The sequence below is a fragment of the Streptomyces sp. NPDC012769 genome, assembly GCF_042901205.1.
Classification (GTDB): domain Bacteria; phylum Actinomycetota; class Actinomycetes; order Streptomycetales; family Streptomycetaceae; genus Streptomyces.
Window position 1 is genome coordinate 749,837 of record NZ_JBIBCP010000003.1, and the last position, 14,654, is coordinate 764,490.

At 74.8% G+C, this 14,654-nt stretch carries 12 protein-coding genes; 3 read left to right on the top strand and 9 right to left on the bottom strand.

Annotation, left to right across the window (positions count from 1 at the left end):
- Nucleotides 1-42: 42 nt before the first annotated feature.
- From ACFY7C_RS18530 to ACFY7C_RS18545, 4 genes are all read right to left on the bottom strand, one after another.
- Nucleotides 43-1,413 carry a serine hydrolase domain-containing protein gene (locus ACFY7C_RS18530; protein WP_389651217.1) on the bottom strand — a complete coding sequence of 457 codons (1,371 nt, stop codon included), beginning with the start codon at nucleotides 1,411-1,413 and terminating at the stop codon, nucleotides 43-45.
- A gap of 117 nt (nucleotides 1,414-1,530) precedes the next feature.
- On the bottom strand, nucleotides 1,531-3,378 hold the full coding sequence (locus tag ACFY7C_RS18535; protein ID WP_389651220.1) for an FAD-dependent monooxygenase: 1,848 nt from the start codon (nucleotides 3,376-3,378) through the stop codon (nucleotides 1,531-1,533).
- A 119-nt stretch (nucleotides 3,379-3,497) separates the two neighbouring features.
- A complete protein-coding gene (locus ACFY7C_RS18540; RefSeq protein ID WP_389651224.1) occupies nucleotides 3,498-4,163 on the bottom strand; it encodes a GntR family transcriptional regulator in 666 nt (221 codons plus the stop codon).
- A complete protein-coding gene (locus tag ACFY7C_RS18545) occupies nucleotides 4,160-5,395 on the bottom strand; it encodes a CaiB/BaiF CoA transferase family protein (protein WP_389651227.1) in 1,236 nt (411 codons plus the stop codon). Before ACFY7C_RS18545 ends, ACFY7C_RS18540 begins: the two co-directional genes overlap by 4 nt.
- Nucleotides 5,396-5,597: 202 nt before the next feature.
- Here ACFY7C_RS18545 and ACFY7C_RS18550 point away from each other — a divergent pair, with 202 nt between their 5' ends.
- Nucleotides 5,598-6,803 carry an acyl-CoA dehydrogenase family protein gene (locus ACFY7C_RS18550; protein ID WP_389651230.1) on the top strand — a complete coding sequence of 402 codons (1,206 nt, stop codon included), beginning with the start codon at nucleotides 5,598-5,600 and terminating at the stop codon, nucleotides 6,801-6,803.
- Between the two features lie 27 nt (nucleotides 6,804-6,830).
- Here the strand turns inward: ACFY7C_RS18550 and ACFY7C_RS18555 are convergent, their stop codons facing one another.
- Both ACFY7C_RS18555 and ACFY7C_RS18560 read right to left on the bottom strand, forming a co-directional pair.
- Nucleotides 6,831-7,334: an FBP domain-containing protein gene (locus ACFY7C_RS18555; protein WP_389651234.1), complete on the bottom strand. Its 504-nt coding sequence runs from the start codon at nucleotides 7,332-7,334 to the stop codon at nucleotides 6,831-6,833.
- A 100-nt stretch (nucleotides 7,335-7,434) separates the two neighbouring features.
- A complete protein-coding gene (locus tag ACFY7C_RS18560; protein WP_389651237.1) occupies nucleotides 7,435-8,919 on the bottom strand; it encodes a PLP-dependent aminotransferase family protein in 1,485 nt (494 codons plus the stop codon).
- Between the two features lie 336 nt (nucleotides 8,920-9,255).
- On the opposite strand from ACFY7C_RS18560, the gene ACFY7C_RS18565 reads away from it, so the two are divergent.
- The gene (locus tag ACFY7C_RS18565; protein ID WP_389651240.1) at nucleotides 9,256-9,792 is read left to right on the top strand and encodes a universal stress protein; all 537 of its coding nucleotides are present in this window, start codon (nucleotides 9,256-9,258) and stop codon (nucleotides 9,790-9,792) included.
- On the opposite strand, the gene ACFY7C_RS18570 is transcribed toward ACFY7C_RS18565, so the two are convergent.
- The gene (locus ACFY7C_RS18570) at nucleotides 9,777-11,201 is read right to left on the bottom strand and encodes a DUF6777 domain-containing protein (protein WP_389651243.1); all 1,425 of its coding nucleotides are present in this window, start codon (nucleotides 11,199-11,201) and stop codon (nucleotides 9,777-9,779) included. The two genes, ACFY7C_RS18565 and ACFY7C_RS18570, sit on opposite strands and share 16 nt — an antisense overlap.
- Before the next feature lie 93 nt (nucleotides 11,202-11,294).
- Between ACFY7C_RS18570 and ACFY7C_RS18575 the strand changes: the two genes are divergently transcribed.
- The gene (locus ACFY7C_RS18575; protein ID WP_389651246.1) at nucleotides 11,295-12,692 is read left to right on the top strand and encodes a streptophobe family protein; all 1,398 of its coding nucleotides are present in this window, start codon (nucleotides 11,295-11,297) and stop codon (nucleotides 12,690-12,692) included.
- A 67-nt stretch (nucleotides 12,693-12,759) separates the two neighbouring features.
- On the opposite strand, the gene ACFY7C_RS18580 is transcribed toward ACFY7C_RS18575, so the two are convergent.
- Both ACFY7C_RS18580 and ACFY7C_RS18585 read right to left on the bottom strand, forming a co-directional pair.
- Nucleotides 12,760-13,707, bottom strand: a complete 948-nt coding sequence (locus ACFY7C_RS18580) for a serine/threonine-protein kinase (protein ID WP_389652741.1) — start codon at nucleotides 13,705-13,707, stop codon at nucleotides 12,760-12,762.
- 273 nt (nucleotides 13,708-13,980) lie between these two features.
- Entirely contained in the window at nucleotides 13,981-14,634 is a 654-nt protein-coding gene (locus tag ACFY7C_RS18585) for a hypothetical protein (RefSeq protein WP_389651249.1), read from the bottom strand.
- Between the last annotated feature and the right edge of the window lie 20 nt (nucleotides 14,635-14,654).

The window sequence follows — 14,654 nt, forward strand, 5'->3', positions numbered from 1 at the left end:
CTCACGGACGACGGCCGGGATGCCGACGGGCGGAGCCGGAGGTCAGGGATAGGGGACGGGAGGCCCGGTGGGCGGCGCCGGCGGAGAGGTCGTCGGAGCGGTCGGAGACGCGGGGGAGGGGGTGGTCGGCGAGGGTGGGGCCGGGGACGTCCGGGTGGGCGAGGGTGAGGTCGGGGAGGGTGAGGTCGGGGCGGCCGGGGACGTGGTCGAGGCGTCCGGCTCCGTGGGCCTCGGCAGGTTGTACACGTGCTGCGGGGTGACGATCCTCGTGATCGCCGTTCCGAAGAAGGTGCTGGGCTCGACGCCGTTGACCAGGATGTCGGTGTTCAGCATCACCACCAGCGTCGCCTGGTGCTTCGGCAGGTAGACGACCAGGGTCTCGTAGCCCGGCAGCGAGCCGTTGTGGCCGATCCAGCCCTCGACGTTGAAGATGCCCAGGCCGTATCCGGCGTCCGAGATGCCGGTCGGGTCCGTCTCCAGCCGCTGGGCCTGGGTGTCCGCGGTGAGCAGGGTGCCGGTGGCCAGCACCCTGGCCCAGGTGCGCAGATCGGGCAGGTCGGAGATCATCGCACCGGCCGCCCAACCCCAGGAGGGGTTCCAGTCGGTGGCGACCTCGACCTTCCCCGAGGCGGTCTGGTTGGTGTAGCCCTGCGCGTGCGGTTCGGGGAACGCGGCGTCCGTCGGGAAGAGGGTGTGCTTCAGGCCGGCCGGCTTGACGACCTTCTCGGCGATGAACTCGTGCAGCGGCATGCCACCGACCTTCTCCACCACGAGTCCCAGCAGGATCAGATTGGTGTTGCAGTACTCGAACTTCGCCCCGGGCGGGAAGTTGACCGGGTGCTCGAAGGCGTAGTCGAGCAACTGCCGTGGGGTGAAGGGGCGGTCGGGATCGGCCGTGAGAGCCTTGTAGAAGTCCTCGTCCGCCGAGTAGTTGAACAGACCGCTGCGCATCCCCGCGAGCTGCCGCAGGGTGATCCGGTCGCCGTTGGGCACGCCGCCGACGTATCTGCTGATCGGATCGTCCAGGCCCAGCTTGCCCTCGTCGACCAGTTCGAGCACCGCCGTCACCGTGAAGGACTTCGTCACGCTGCCGATCCGGTGGTTCACCCCGGCGGTCATCCGCTGCCCGGTCGCCTTGTCGGCGACGCCGAAGGAGCGGACGTACTCACCCTTGCCGGGCGCGGACAGCGCCACGACCACGCCGGGCACGTTCGCGTCCCGCATCACCTTCCGCACCGCCGCGTCCAGTTGCGCGGTGACGGCCGGGGTGAGCGGCTTGAACTCGTCGTTTGCCGGTACGGGCGCCGAGGTCGTGGCCGCCGTCGCGGGCGGGCCGTGCGGGTCGGGGACCGTGCCGCCGTACGCCGTTCCCGACAGCGCCGGTACGGACAGCGCCCCCGTGAGGGCGAACACGATGCAGAGCCTGCGCCAAGGCGCCTGTGGATTCCTCACGGCAGTCCTCCTGCCCGACGAGGGCGACACTCCTCTCCCAGGCTAGGCCCGCGCCCCGACCCCCGCACGCCGTGCCCGTCACCGACCGAAGACGCCCGTGAGGTACGCGTCGAGCGCCGCCGTGTCGGACGGCGCAAGGCGCGCCCCGAGGTAGCCATCGGGCCGTACGAGGAGGGCGGTTGGCCCTCGTACGGCGTACCGGCGGGCGAACTCGCCGCGCGAGTCCCGGTACGCGGGGAGCCGGGCGGGCCCCGAGCCGTCGAGGGCCGAGCCGTCGGCGCCCGCACCGTCCGCAGCGTCCTTCGCGTCCCCCGGCAGCACCGCGCACGCCTCCACCGCGCCGCCCGACAACGCGACGGCCCGCGCCGCCAGTTCCGACAGCGCATCGGCCGTGGGCGCGTGGGGCCTTCCCGCGCCGGGGCAGAGCAGCAGCACATGGCCGCGGCCCCGCAACACGTCATAGAGGCGCAGGGGCCAGGAGGCGAGCTCCGTGGTGAGGCCCGCGCAGTCCGGCGCCCGGTCGCCCGCCCGGGGCCCCGCGCCGTCGTCGGCCGCCGGACCGGCGTCACCGACGACCGGACTGCCCCGGTAGCCGACGAGGAGCTGCGCCTCGCGCAGCAGCGCCGTGGCCGGATCGGCCGGGTCGGCCCGCACGCCGCCTTCCTTCGCGTGCCGTACGGTGCGGCCGACGACCTCCTCGCCGACCGGGCGGCGCTCGGCGTCGTAGCTCGCGAGCAGACCGGCGCTCGCCCGCCCGGTGACGGCGAGCGACAGCTTCCAGGCCAGGTTGTAGGCGTCCTGGATGCCGGTGTTCATGCCCTGCGCTCCCGTCGGCGGATGGATGTGCGCCGCGTCCCCGGCGACGAACACCCGGCCCCGGCCGTACCGGTCGACCAGCCGGTGACTGATCCGGAACACGGAGGACCAGCGCAGCGCGGAGGCCGTGACGGGCCGCGGCGAGAGCCGGTCGAGCACCGCCTGGATGTCCCCGAGCCCCGGCCCGCGGCCGCCGTCCAGGCCGTGTGCCACCCCGTCGCTCCCGGACCCGCCGCCCGCGGGCGTCCCCTCCGGGCGGCCGGCGGCGGACGGTTCGGGCGGCACCCGCATCGACACCCGGTACCGGCCCCGGCCCGGAAGCGGGACGCACATCAGCACGTCGTCCCCGGCACCGGCCGCACCGGCCCCGTCCACGCCGTGGTGCGTGGACCGCACGGCGTATCCGGCCGGCAGGTCCCAGTCGACCTCCACGTCACCCAGCATGTACGCCTCGGGGAAGGCGCCGCCCTCGAAGGACAGCCCGAGGCCCTTGCGGACCGTGCTGTGCGCGCCGTCGCAGCCCACCAGGAACGAGCAGCGGACCTCCTCCTCGACCGGCGGGGCCGTGCCCGTCGCGCCGGCGACGCCCACCGCGTCCGTCGCGCCCACCGAGTCCGCCACGTCCACCGGGTCCGTGCGGACGAGCCGGGCGGTCACCCCCACCTCGTCCTGAGCGAACCCGACCAGCTCCGTGCCCCGTTCGACCCCGGTCCCGAACCGGCCCAGGAACTCCTCGAGGATCCGCTCCGTCTCGTACTGCGGCAGGGCCGCGAAACCGTACGGGACCTCGTCCGGCAGCGACAGCTCGATCCGCGCGCGCTCGACCCCGTCCACGTACACCAGCTGGCCCCGCAGCGGCACGGCCGCCTCCAGCGCCGCCCGCACACAGCCCATCCGGTCCCACACCTCCAGCGTGCGTGGCTGGATGCCGACGGCCTTCGCGTACGGCAGACGCGCCGGGAGGCGGTCGACGATCCGCACCGACGTGCCGTGCCGGCGCAGCTCCGCGGCGGCGGTGAGCCCGACCGGGCCCGCGCCGACGACGAGGACGTCCACGTGGGACGGGACGGACGGGGGACCGCCCCGGAGGGTGTCGACGTCACTGCGCATGGCCGGTGCCTCCTCGGAGGTAACCCCTTCTCCATCCTGGGGCGGGCGCCCTCGTCGCGCACCCGCGTCCGGGACGCCCGTGTCCCGCGCACCCGTGCGTCGGCGGCGGCGGCCCGGCGTCACGCCAGGTCGAGGACCTCCCGCAGCGCGGCGACCGCGTGGTCCCGGTGCTCGTCGAGCCAGTGGACCGCGGCGGCCTCGTCGGACTCGGTCACGGCCGAGATGATCGCCCGGTGCTCGTGGACCGCCGCCTCCCGGTGCGGGTCCTCGGCGTAGTAGAGCGCGCGGTACGCGTCGGTCGCGTCCCACAGCGTCGCGATCAGCCGTACCAGGCGCGGCATGCCCGAGGCCTCCACCAGTGCGAAGTGGAAGCGGCGGTTGGCCTCGGCCATGGCCGTCACGTCACCCGCGGCGGCGGCCCGCTCCACGTCGGCCTGGATCCGCCCCAGCGAGCCGATCAGGCCGTCCGGCATGCGGCGCAGGGCCGCGCGGACCGCCTCCGTCTCCAGGAGACGGCGGATCCGGTAGATCTCCTCCAGGTCCGCCAGGGACAACTCGGCGACGAAATAGCCCCGGTGGACGTGGTGGACCACCAGGCCCTCCGCCTCCAGAGCCTTCAGCGCCTCGCGCAGCGGCACCCGGCTCACGTCGAGCCGGGCCGCCAGGGAGTCCTGCCGGATCGGGTCGCCGGGCCGCAACTCCCCGGTGGTGATGGCACGTCGCAGTTCCTCCAGGACGAACTGCTGGGCCGTCCGCGGCCGCCGCCTCTCCGCGGTGCTGCTCATGGCTGTGCCCCTTCCCTCGACTGCGTGGCGTTCATCTTCCTACGCACCGGTGAGGGGCGGTCGCGGCCTGTGGACAACCCCAGTTCGGCCAGCACCTCGGCGGTGTGCTCGCCCAGGCGCGGGGGCGCCGAGCGGTAGGCGGCGGGTGTCGCGCCGAACGCGATCGGGTGGGCGACCTGGCCGGGGCCCGCGGCGGCGGCCGGGACGCGGGGGCTCAGGCCCAGCCGGTCGGCGAGCGCGAAGGCGTCGGCGAGGTCGTTGATGGGGCCGCACGGCACCCCGGCCGCGGTGAGGTCCTCGAACCAGGCGTCGGCGGTGCGCTCCGCGAGCGGCCCGGCGAGCGCCGCGGCCAGTTCCTCCCGATGCGCGACCCGGGCGGTGTTGGTGGCGAACCGGGGGTCGTCGGCGAGCCCGGGGCTGCCGGTCCGCGCGCACAGGGCGCGGAACTGGCGGTCGTTGCCGACGGCGAGGACGAGCGGGCGGTCGCTCGCCTCGAACACCTCGTACGGGGTGATGCTGGGGTGCCGGTTGCCCAGGGCGCGTGGCACGACGCCGGCGGCGAGGTGGGCGGCGGCCTGGTTGGTCAGCGCGGAGAGCAGCGAGCCGAGGAGGGACACCTCCAGGCGCTGGCCCTCGCCGGTGCGTTCGCGGTGGCGGAGCGCGGCGAGGACGCCCATGCCCGCGTGGAGGCCGGTGATGACGTCGACCAGGGCGACGCCCGCCTTGGTGCCGGGTCCCCCCGGTTCGCCGGTGACGCTCATCAGTCCGCCCATGGCCTGCACGAGCAGGTCGTAGCCCGGCAGGGCGGCGCCCTCGGCCGAGCCGAACCCGGTCACCGAGCAGTAGACGAGGCCGGGGTTGGTGGCCCGTACCTTCTCGTAGCCGAGGCCGAGGCGGTCCATGGTGCCGGGGCGGAAGTTCTCCACGAGCACGTCGGCCCGGTCCACGATCGCCCGGGCCGTCTCCAGGTCGGCCGGGTCGGCCAGATCGAGCGCGACGGAACGCTTGTTGCGGTTCACGCCCAGGAAGTAGGTGGCCTGTCCGTCGGCGAAGGGCGGGCCCCAGGCGCGGGTGTCGTCGCCGGAGCCGGGGCGCTCGATCTTCACGACCTCGGCGCCGAGGTCCGCGAGGAGCATCGTCATGTACGGCCCGGCCAGCACCCGGCCGAAGTCCGCGACGACGATCCCGGACAGGGCGCCGGCCGTGGCCGCCTCCGGCTGCTGCGCGTGCATGCCGCTCTCCTTCGTCGTGAGGCGTCGATCGCCGACGCGTCCCGATCGTCGGGCGTGGGGCCCGGGGCGATCGGGACGCGTCGGCGATCGGATCCAAGCGGACCGTACGCATCGGAGATCGGATATTCAATACTGGATCCAATATCCAATCTGGGGCTACGCTTCGGCACGCCGCGTTGCCACAGTCGCCAGGAGGCCGTTCGTGAAGTCGTCGCCGCAGCCGACGCGTTCGTCGCAGTCCGCGCCCGTCCACCCCCTCGATCTGCTCGCGATCGACGGACTGCTCACCGACGAGGAGCGGGAGATCCGCCGCACCGTCCGGGCCCTCGCCGACCGCGAACTGCGCCCGCACGTCGCCGAATGGTTCGAGCGGGGCGCGATCCCCGCCCGCGAGCTCGCCCGCACCCTCGGCGGCCTCGGCGTCCTCGGCATGCACCTGGAGGGCTACGGCTGCGCCGGCACGAACGCCGTGGCGTACGGCCTCGCCTGCATGGAACTGGAAGCCGTCGACTCCGGCCTGCGCTCCCTCGTCTCCGTGCAGGGCTCGCTCGCCATGTACGCGATCTGGAAGTACGGCTCCGAGGAGCAGAAGCAGCGGTGGCTGCCCGGCATGGCGGCCGGCGAGTACATCGGCTGCTTCGGCCTGACCGAGCCGGACGCCGGATCCGACCCGGGTGCCATGCGCACCAACGCCAAGCGCGACGGCTCCGACTGGGTCCTCAACGGCACCAAGATGTGGATCACCAACGGCTCCGTCGCCGACGTCGCCGTCGTCTGGGCCCGCACCGAGGACGGCGTCCGCGGCTTCGTCGTGCCGACCGACACGCCCGGCTTCAGCGCACCGGAGATCAAGCAGAAGCTCTCCCTGCGCGCCAGCGTGACCAGCGAGCTCGTGCTCGAGGACGTGCGGCTGCCCGCGGACGCGATGCTCCCCGAGGCCCGCGGCCTGTCCGGCCCGCTCGGCTGCCTCAACGAGGCCCGCTTCGGCATCGTCTTCGGCGCCCTCGGCGCCGCCCGCGACTGCCTGGAGGCGGCGATCTCCTACGCCGCCGACCGCACGGTCTTCGCCCGGCCGCTCTCCTCCTACCAGCTGACGCAGCAGAAGCTCGCCGACATGTCGCTGGAGCTCGGCAAGGGCATGCTGCTCGCGCTCCACCTCGGCCGCCTCAAGGACGCCGGCACGCTGACCCCCGAGCAGATCAGCGTGGGCAAGCTCAACAACGTCCGCGAGGCCATCGCCGTCGCCCGCGAGTGCCGCACCATCCTCGGCGCCAACGGCATCACCCTGGAATACCCGGTGATGCGCCACGCCAACAACCTGGAATCGGTCCTCACCTACGAGGGCACCAGCGAGGTGCACGCCCTGGTCATCGGCAAGGCGCTCACCGGCGAGCAGGCCTTCCGCTGACCCGCTCCGGGTGACGGCACAGGCCGCCTAGCCGGCCGTCACCCGGTCCACGAAGGCGTTCAGGTTGCCCAGCATCCGGTCGATCTGCTCGTCCCGGCTCAGCGACTCCTGATGACGCGGACCGCGGAGCTTCGGCTGCCGCTTGCCGCGCACGTAGAGCGGGCAGGCGAGGTCGGCGCACACGTACGTGCCGACGGTGTTGCCCTCACGGCCGCGGGCGCCGGCCAGCGGCGCGACCAGCAGGGTCACGCCCGAAGAGGCGTGGGAGGTCAGGCAGATCTGGCACATGCTGGACTTCACGGCGCTGGTACGGCCGACCGCCGGCACCCGCAGGGTGACGCCGACCGGCCCGTCCGGGCGCGGGACGACGAGGTGGGCCCGCAGCGGCGCGCCCGGGTCGACCCAGCCCAGGAAGTCGAGGTCCTCCCACGGCAGCTCGGCGAAGTCGAGCGGCAGCTTCATACGGGAGGCGTCGCCCCGCGTGCAGTTCACGAAGGACGCGCGGATCTGTTTGTCGGTCAGTGGTTCCACTGTTCCGACCGTACACAGCACCGTTGCCCGGGGCATCCGATTATCGGTGCGCCCGGCCCGGGCGGCGCCCGGCCCGGGCGGCGCCCGGCCCGGGGCGGGCTCATGCCACCCAGTCGGGCAGACCGGGGTCGGAGATCCGCGCCGGAGCCCCCTCCAGGGCCGCCGCCAGCCGTTCGGCCGCCGTCTCGTACACCTCGGCCGGCAGGGCGTACGGGATCCGCAGCCGGTGCTCATGGGTGCCCGGGTCCACCCCGAACCGGGCACCGCCCTCCACCCGCACCCCGTGCCGCAGGGCGCGCGCCGCGAGCTGGGAGGCGATCGGCCGGCCCAGGTCGATCCACAGGCACAGCCCGCCCGGCGGCAGCGTCCAGTGCCACTCCGGCACGTGCCGGGCGAGCGCCGCCACCAGCGCCTCGCGACGCCGCCGCAGCTCGGCCGCCCGGCCGGGGAGCAGCGGGTCGATCCGGTCCGTCAGCGCGACGGCGACCAGCTGGTCGAGGACCGAACCGGCGAGGTCATGGGTGATCCGCACCCGGGCCAGCTCGGTCACCACCCGCGCGGACGCGCGCACCCAGCCCACCCGCAGTCCGCCCCAGCAGCTCTTGCTGAGCGAGCCGACGCTGATGATCTGCTCCCCGGTGCCGGGACCGGCCGAGGCCGCGAAGGGCCGCGGCGCCGGCACGTCCAGGGCGATGTCGGACAGGGTCTCGTCCACCACCAGCCAGGTCCCTGTGGACCGCGCCGCAAGCGCCACCTCCCGCCGCTGCTCGTCCGGCATCAGACGGCCGGTCGGGTTGTGGAAGTCCGGGATCAGATACGCGAGCCGCGGCGCCGTCTGCCGCAGCGCCGCGTCGATGAGCCCGCTGTCCCAGCCGGCCTCGGTCACCGGCACGGGGGTGATCCGCAGCCGGTGGCCGCGCATGGCGTCCAGCGCGTTGGTGTACGAGGGGTTCTCGGCGAGCACCCGGTCACCGGGCCCGCCGAGCAGCGCGAGGGCCAGTGTGAGGGCCTGCTGGGCGCCGGTGGTGACGAGGATCTGCTCCGGCCGGGTCGGCAGCCCGCGGGCCGTGTACCGGTCGGCGAGGGCGGCGCGCAGCTCGGGGATCCCGTACGGGTGATAGCCCTGCGTCGCCGCGTAGCGGGGCAGCTCGGCGGCGGCCTCCGCCAGCGCCTGTGCCAGGACGTCGGCCGGAGCCTCGGGCGCGGCGAGCGCCAGGTCGATGACCGAGTCGGAGTCGCCGTGGATCGCGGCGGGACCGATCGGCGTCTGACCCTCCGGCAGCGCCGTCCAGGTGCCGGCGCCCTGACGGCTGTGCGCGTAGCCGCTCTCCCGCAGCAGGTCGTAGGCGGAGGTGACGGTCGTCCGGCTCACACCGAGCGCCACCGCGAGTTCCCGCTCGGCGGGCAGCCGCATCCGGAGCGCGACCCGCCCGTCGAGCAGTGCCTGCCGCACCGCCCGGGCCAGTTCGCGGTAGCCGAAGCGGTCGCCCTCGACGGGCGGCGTCAGCAGCGCCGCCAGCTGCCGGCCGCTCAGCACGCGGTCCGACACGGCGACCACGGTACGGACCCCACGACCCTCTGCCATGCCAATCACTCTCCATTGGCTCTGCTGTCCAGGCCAATAAGGCTACAGACTCCCCGTCAGTGGACTGGTCGCCAGGGGAGAGGAGACAGAGGACATGTGCGAAGACTTCACGGATCGTGACGAGAGGATGTGGCAGCGGCGCGCGGAGGAGAGGATCGCCGCGCCCGTGGACATCGGATATTGGATCCAGACCCTGAGGTCCGGGTATCCGATCCGGATGCCGCGGATCGGATATTGGATCCAGTCACTGCGGTCACCGCGCCGGCCCCCGCAGACCCGGCGGACCCCGCCGACCCGGGGAACCCGGCGGGCCCAGCGGCGCCGAGGAGCGCCCGCGTGAGCAGGATCGTCGTCGGCGTCAGCGGCTCGCCCGCCTCACTCGCCGCACTGCGTCACGCCACCGCCTTCGCGCGGCGCGACCACGCCGAGCTGATCGCCGTACTGGCCTGGGAACCACCCGAGGGCGAGACGCTCTACGCCCGCGCGCCCGACCGCGCCTGGGCTCGACTGTGGGCGGACGACGCACGGGACCGGCTCGCCCGGGCCTTCGAGGACGGCGGCCTCGGCCGGGCGCCCGAAGGGCTCGCCGTCGAGCGCCGTACCGTCCGAGAGGCCCCGGCGAAGGCCCTCGTCGATGCGGCGGACCGTCCCGGCGACGTGCTGGTCCTCGGCGCCACCCCGAGGCGCGGCCGGCTCGGCCGGCTGCGCCGCCGGCCGGTGCTGCGCGCCGTCATGGAGCGGGCCGGGACCCCCGTCCTGGTGGTGCCCGGCCCGGTGCTGCGCCCCGGCGATGCCCGGGTGCTGCGGCGGCACGCCCGTACCGCCGCGCCCGGGGCGGAGCTCTGCTCCCCGCCTGCTCAGATCAGAGGCTGACCGCCGGCCGGACCCGGCACGGACGGCGACGAGGTCGTGCCCGTGGCGGTGCCGGTCGCCGTGTTCGTCGACGTGTCCGTGGGCCCCTCGGGTTCCGAGGGCCCGCTCGAGGTGAGATCCGTGGCCGGCTCCGACTCCGGCCCTGAGGTCGTCGTCTCCGGTGCCGGCTCCGTCTCCGGCGATGTGGGCGGGGAGGCCGGAGGCGGGGCCGGCGGGGAGGTGGTGGACACCAGCGGCGAGGGGCACGGCGGGGGAGTGACGCCGTCGACGGGCTTCGGCGCCTCAGGACCGGTGACCGACACGCACGGCACCGGCGACGACGGCGATGTGGGCGGGGAGGTCGAGGGCGAGGCCGGCGGGGACGTCGTCGGCCGCGGCGGGGGAGTGGTGTGCTTGTCCCGGTGGCCGGTGTCACCCGACTCGCGCGCGACCCAGCGGTCCGTGCGCGGGTCGTGGATCACGAAGACGTTGATGACCGTCACCGACGGCTGGACCACCACGACATTGCTCGTCCGGTAGCCGGGCCAGGCGGCGCCGACCTGCTTCGGTTCCTTCTGGGCGATCGGCGGCGTGAGCGGGTTGCCGCACGCGCAGCGCACCCGCGGCACGCCGTGGTCGTCGACCATGACCGCCGTACCCGCCTGGAGCACCGCCTGGTACGGGACGGGGGAACCGCCCCGGAAGCCGTGGTTGGTCACCCGCGTGTCCACCCGCAGCTGAAGCGGCGTCAGCGAGCGCAGATAGCCCGGCACCTCGGTCGCCTTCACGCCGAGCGTCGAGGCGAAGGCCGCGTTCTTGGCGGGCTCGTCGGCGAGGAAGCGGATCTGCTGCTCGACGTCGCAGCTCGCGATCCGGTGCGTGCCGCCGTACAGCCCGGGGGTCGAACCCGACACCCCGCGCGTGGCGTTGGCGTCCGCGCCGGACTCGCTGGGCAGCGCGGGCGGTGCGGCGGACGCGCCCTCCGTACGGGCCGTGGAGCGGGTGAACGGGTCGGGGCCGCTGGCCGAGGTGTTCTGGAGGAAGACCTCACCGCCTCCCGAGCCCGCCTGGTTCCCGCCGCCGTCACCGCCCCGCTGGGTGAGGACCACGACGAGTGCCACGGCCGCCACCACGATGGCGGTCAACGACGCCACCTTGGGGATGGAGCGCCACCACGGGCCCCCACCGCCACCGCCGGTCGGGCCCCCTCCCCGGCCGCCTCCGCCCCCGCCTCCGCCCCCGCCACCGCCTCCCCCGCCGGCATCGCCCCCGCCGGTACCGCCCCGGTCGCTGCGCGTACTGCCGTGCGGCGGGCCGGGAGGGGGCGGGGGGCCGGTCTGGCCGGGGCGCATGCCGGGCCCCGAGAGGGGGCCCGAGGGCGGGCCGGTGGGAGGTACCGAGGGCTGGCCGGACGGCGGGTGGGAAGTCACGTTTTTCCCTTTCTTCCGTTCCGGGCCCATTGTGTGCTCCGATCCGGTGCGGCTCGCAAGCGGACCGCACCCACCGGTACTAGCGTGGGCAGGGTGAGCAATCGGCTCCCCACCCCACCAGGCCGGACCGCCCCCACCGAGCACACCGGCCGGCTCGCCCGCCATCTGGCGGCGGCCCTCGCCGCCGTCGTCGCGGGCTTCTTCGCGATGGGCGTCACCGCCGCCCTCGGCCTCTGGGCCGCGGGCGCGACCGACCTCCCGGGCGGCTCCGGCGCCTTCGTCGCCGTTCTCGCCGCCGTCGTCGTCATGGCCACGGGCGGCCAGGTCGGCCTCGCCGGAGACGCCGGCGACCTCGCCGGCACCCAGGCCGAACTCACCGCCATGCCGCTCACCGTCACCCTGGTGGGCGCACTCGTCACCGGAACCGTGTTCCTGCTCCCGCTGCGGCACCACGCCGTCGCACGCGCCGGCGACCTGCTGACCCTGGCCGTGCCCACCGTGGTGCTCTGGCTCGCCGCACTCGGCGGACTCTCCGCCCTCGCCCGCCACGACTTCCCGATCACCCTCGGCGGCGGCACCACCGAGGAGACCGGCGACCTCGGCGACCTCTTCAAGGACCTGCTCGACGCCACGAACCCCAGCGTCGGCTTCCGCACCGACGTCGGCCCCACGCTCTTCTACGGCCTGCTGTGGATCCTCGGCGTCATCGTCGTCGCCCTGCTCGTCTCCCGGCGGACCCCGCTGCCGCCCCGCCTCGTCCGCCACCACCAGGCCGTCCGGCCCGCCGCCTCCGCGATGCTGTTCCTGGTGCTCGCGTACGTGGCCGTCGGCCTCGTCATCGGCCTGGTCGTCGCCGCCACCAAGGGCCACGCGGCCGAGACCTTCGCGGTGCTGCTGCTCGGCCTGCCCAACGTCAGCTGGCTCGCCCTCGGCGTCGGCATCGGCGGCTCCTGGGCGGGCAGGGCCGAGGGCCCGTTCGGCCTCCCCATGCCCCGGATCCTCGACGCCGTGCTGCGCGGCGAAGGCGGCGGGAACGGCATCGCGACGAGCGGCGGAGACCTGAGGACCGTCGACCTGTCCACCCTCGCCGCCCACGACGGACGCGCCTGGTGGCTGCTTCCGATCGCCGCCGTGCTGGTGCTCGCCGCCGGCTTCGTCATGGCCGCCCGCTCACCCGCCCGCGTCCCGCTCTGGCGGCACGCCCTCCACCTCGGCATCGCCTTCGCCGCCACCCTGCTGGTGGTCATCCCCCTCACCCTCGTCGAGGCCCGCTTCGGCCTGTCGATCCTCGGCATCGGCGAACTGGAGGGGCTCGGCGCCGAGGTGCTCCTGCGTCCCCACGTCTGGAAGACCGTCGGCCTCGGCCTCCTCTGGGGCCTGGCGGCCGGGTTCCTCGGCGGCCTCCTCGCCACCCGCGTCCACCGGCGGGGCGAGGTGACTCAGCGGCCCGGGAAGACGGAGCGGACGGAGCGGCCCGGGGGAACGGACTGAGCGCTTCCGCCCGCGGCTCACCCGCTGTCGGGCAGGGCGCCTTCGGTGCCACGGCCACCGCCCGCTCCTACGCCATCCCGCGGAACACCGGCCGCGCCCACGACGGCGGCTCGGGCGGAGGACCGGTCGGCCAGCGTCCGCTGTCGCCCGGCGTCTCCGCCGCCCGCGCGCCGCGCACCCCCCGCTCCAGCGCCGCCCGCAGCTCCGCGACGAACTCCAGGCACGTCCCGTAGCGCTCGTCGGGCACCTTCGCCAGGGCCTTCGCCAGCACCGCGTCCGCCGCCGCCGGCAGCCCGGCCCGCTCCTCCGACAGCGCGGGCGGCGGATCGTACTGGTGCGCCCACAGCAGCGCCATGTCGTCGTCCCGGCGGAACGGCGGCACCCCGGTCAGGGTCTCGAAGACCACGCAGCCCAGGCTGTAGACGTCGCACCGGCCGTCCACCGGCTTGCCCGAGATCTGCTCGGGCGCCACGTAGTCCAGGGTCCCCACGAACTGCCCCACCGTCGTGAACCCGGTCAGCGACAGCGACTTCTTCGTCAGGCCGAAGTCCGTGAGGTACACATGCTCCGGATGGTCCCGGTCGGTGCCCTCCGCCACCAGGATGTTGCCCGGCTTCACGTCCCGGTGCACCAGGTCGTGCGCGTGCGCCGCGTCGAGCGCCGAGGCCACCTGTACGGCGATCCGCCCCGCCGTCACCGGCTCCAGCGGCCCCTCCCGGTCCAGCAGCGCCCGCAGGTCCTGCCCCGGCACGTACCGCATCGCGATGTACAGCACGCCCTCCGTCTCGCCCGCCTCGAACACCGGCACGATGTGCGGGTGGTCGATGGCCGCCGCCACCCGCGACTCGTGTGCGAAACGCCTGCGGAAGGTGTCGTTGCGGGCCAGCTCGGGGGCGAGCAGCTTCAACGCCACGACCCGGTCGAGCCGCAGGTCGCGGGCCCGGTAGACGACCGCCATGCCGCCGCGCCCGACCTCCGCCTCCACCAGGTACCCGGCGATCCGCTTGCCGAGCAGCCCGGAGTCCCGGCCGGCCGGGAGGACGGGGTCCGTGCCCGGGCCGCCGTCGGCTCCCGCTCCGGATCCCGCTCCCGTACCGGCTCCTGCTCCCGCTCCCGCTCCCGTACGGGGGCCGGACCCGGTCCCGGTGCCTCCGCCGGTGCCTCCGCCAGTGGCGTCGCCGGGCGCCGCGCCGGGGATCTCCCGCCCGTCCGCCCCGGTCACCGGGCCTCACCCGCCCGGCCCATCAGCGCTCACGCCCCGGCCGGCGGCGTTCACGCGTCCCGCGCATCAGCGCTCACCCGGCCCGTCCGCGCCCCGCTCCACCACCTGGGTCTCCCCGGCCACCTGGGTCTCCCCGGCGCCGTCCCGCGGCAGCCGAGGCACCACCTGCGTGGGCTCGTGCGGTGTCCCGTCCGGCGGAGCGGCGGCCGCCGCCGAGGGGCGCAGGGAGGCCGCGTACGTGCTCAGGCCCGTGCCGTCGCAGTACACCCACCGCTCGTGCTCGGCGTCGTAGAGCCACACCGACTCGCCGTCCACGACCATCCCCACCCGAAGGCCCCGGGTGCGCCGCCGGAACGCCTCGCCGTCCGCCCGTCCCGCCGCCAGCTCCTCCGCGGCGCGCCGATAGCGGCCGAGCGCGTCCTCCACGCGGGCGATCAGGGGACGCGGGTCGGCGGTACGGGACGACGGGCGGCCCGCGGCCGGTGGATCGGCAGGCACGGAGACGAGCAGCCGGGCGTCCACCCACGCGGACCAGCCGTTGGAGCACAGCACCTGCCCCCAGTCGCCGACCCGCTCCGTCAGCTGCACCGGGAGAAAGGCGTCCAGCGGCTCCGTCGGCAGCGCCGGATCGGGCGCCTCCCACGCGGGCAGCCCCTCACGCGGCACGACGTGCGTGGGCCGGAAGTCCGGCAGGTACTCCGGCACGTACTGAGTGGACATCTCGGCTTCCTCCCTCCGCT

Bases quoted from the DNA above. Each gene is read 5' to 3' on its own strand.
- ACFY7C_RS18535 (WP_389651220.1), bottom strand. From the start codon at position 3,378: ATGCGCAGTGACGTCGACACCCTCCGGGGCGGTCCCCCGTCCGTCCCG.
- ACFY7C_RS18540 (WP_389651224.1), bottom strand. From the start codon at position 4,163: ATGAGCAGCACCGCGGAGAGGCGGCGGCCGCGGACGGCCCAGCAGTTC.
- ACFY7C_RS18545 (WP_389651227.1), bottom strand. From the start codon at position 5,395: ATGCACGCGCAGCAGCCGGAGGCGGCCACGGCCGGCGCCCTGTCCGGG.
- ACFY7C_RS18560 (WP_389651237.1), bottom strand. From the start codon at position 8,919: ATGGCAGAGGGTCGTGGGGTCCGTACCGTGGTCGCCGTGTCGGACCGC.
- ACFY7C_RS18585 (WP_389651249.1), bottom strand. From the start codon at position 14,634: ATGTCCACTCAGTACGTGCCGGAGTACCTGCCGGACTTCCGGCCCACG.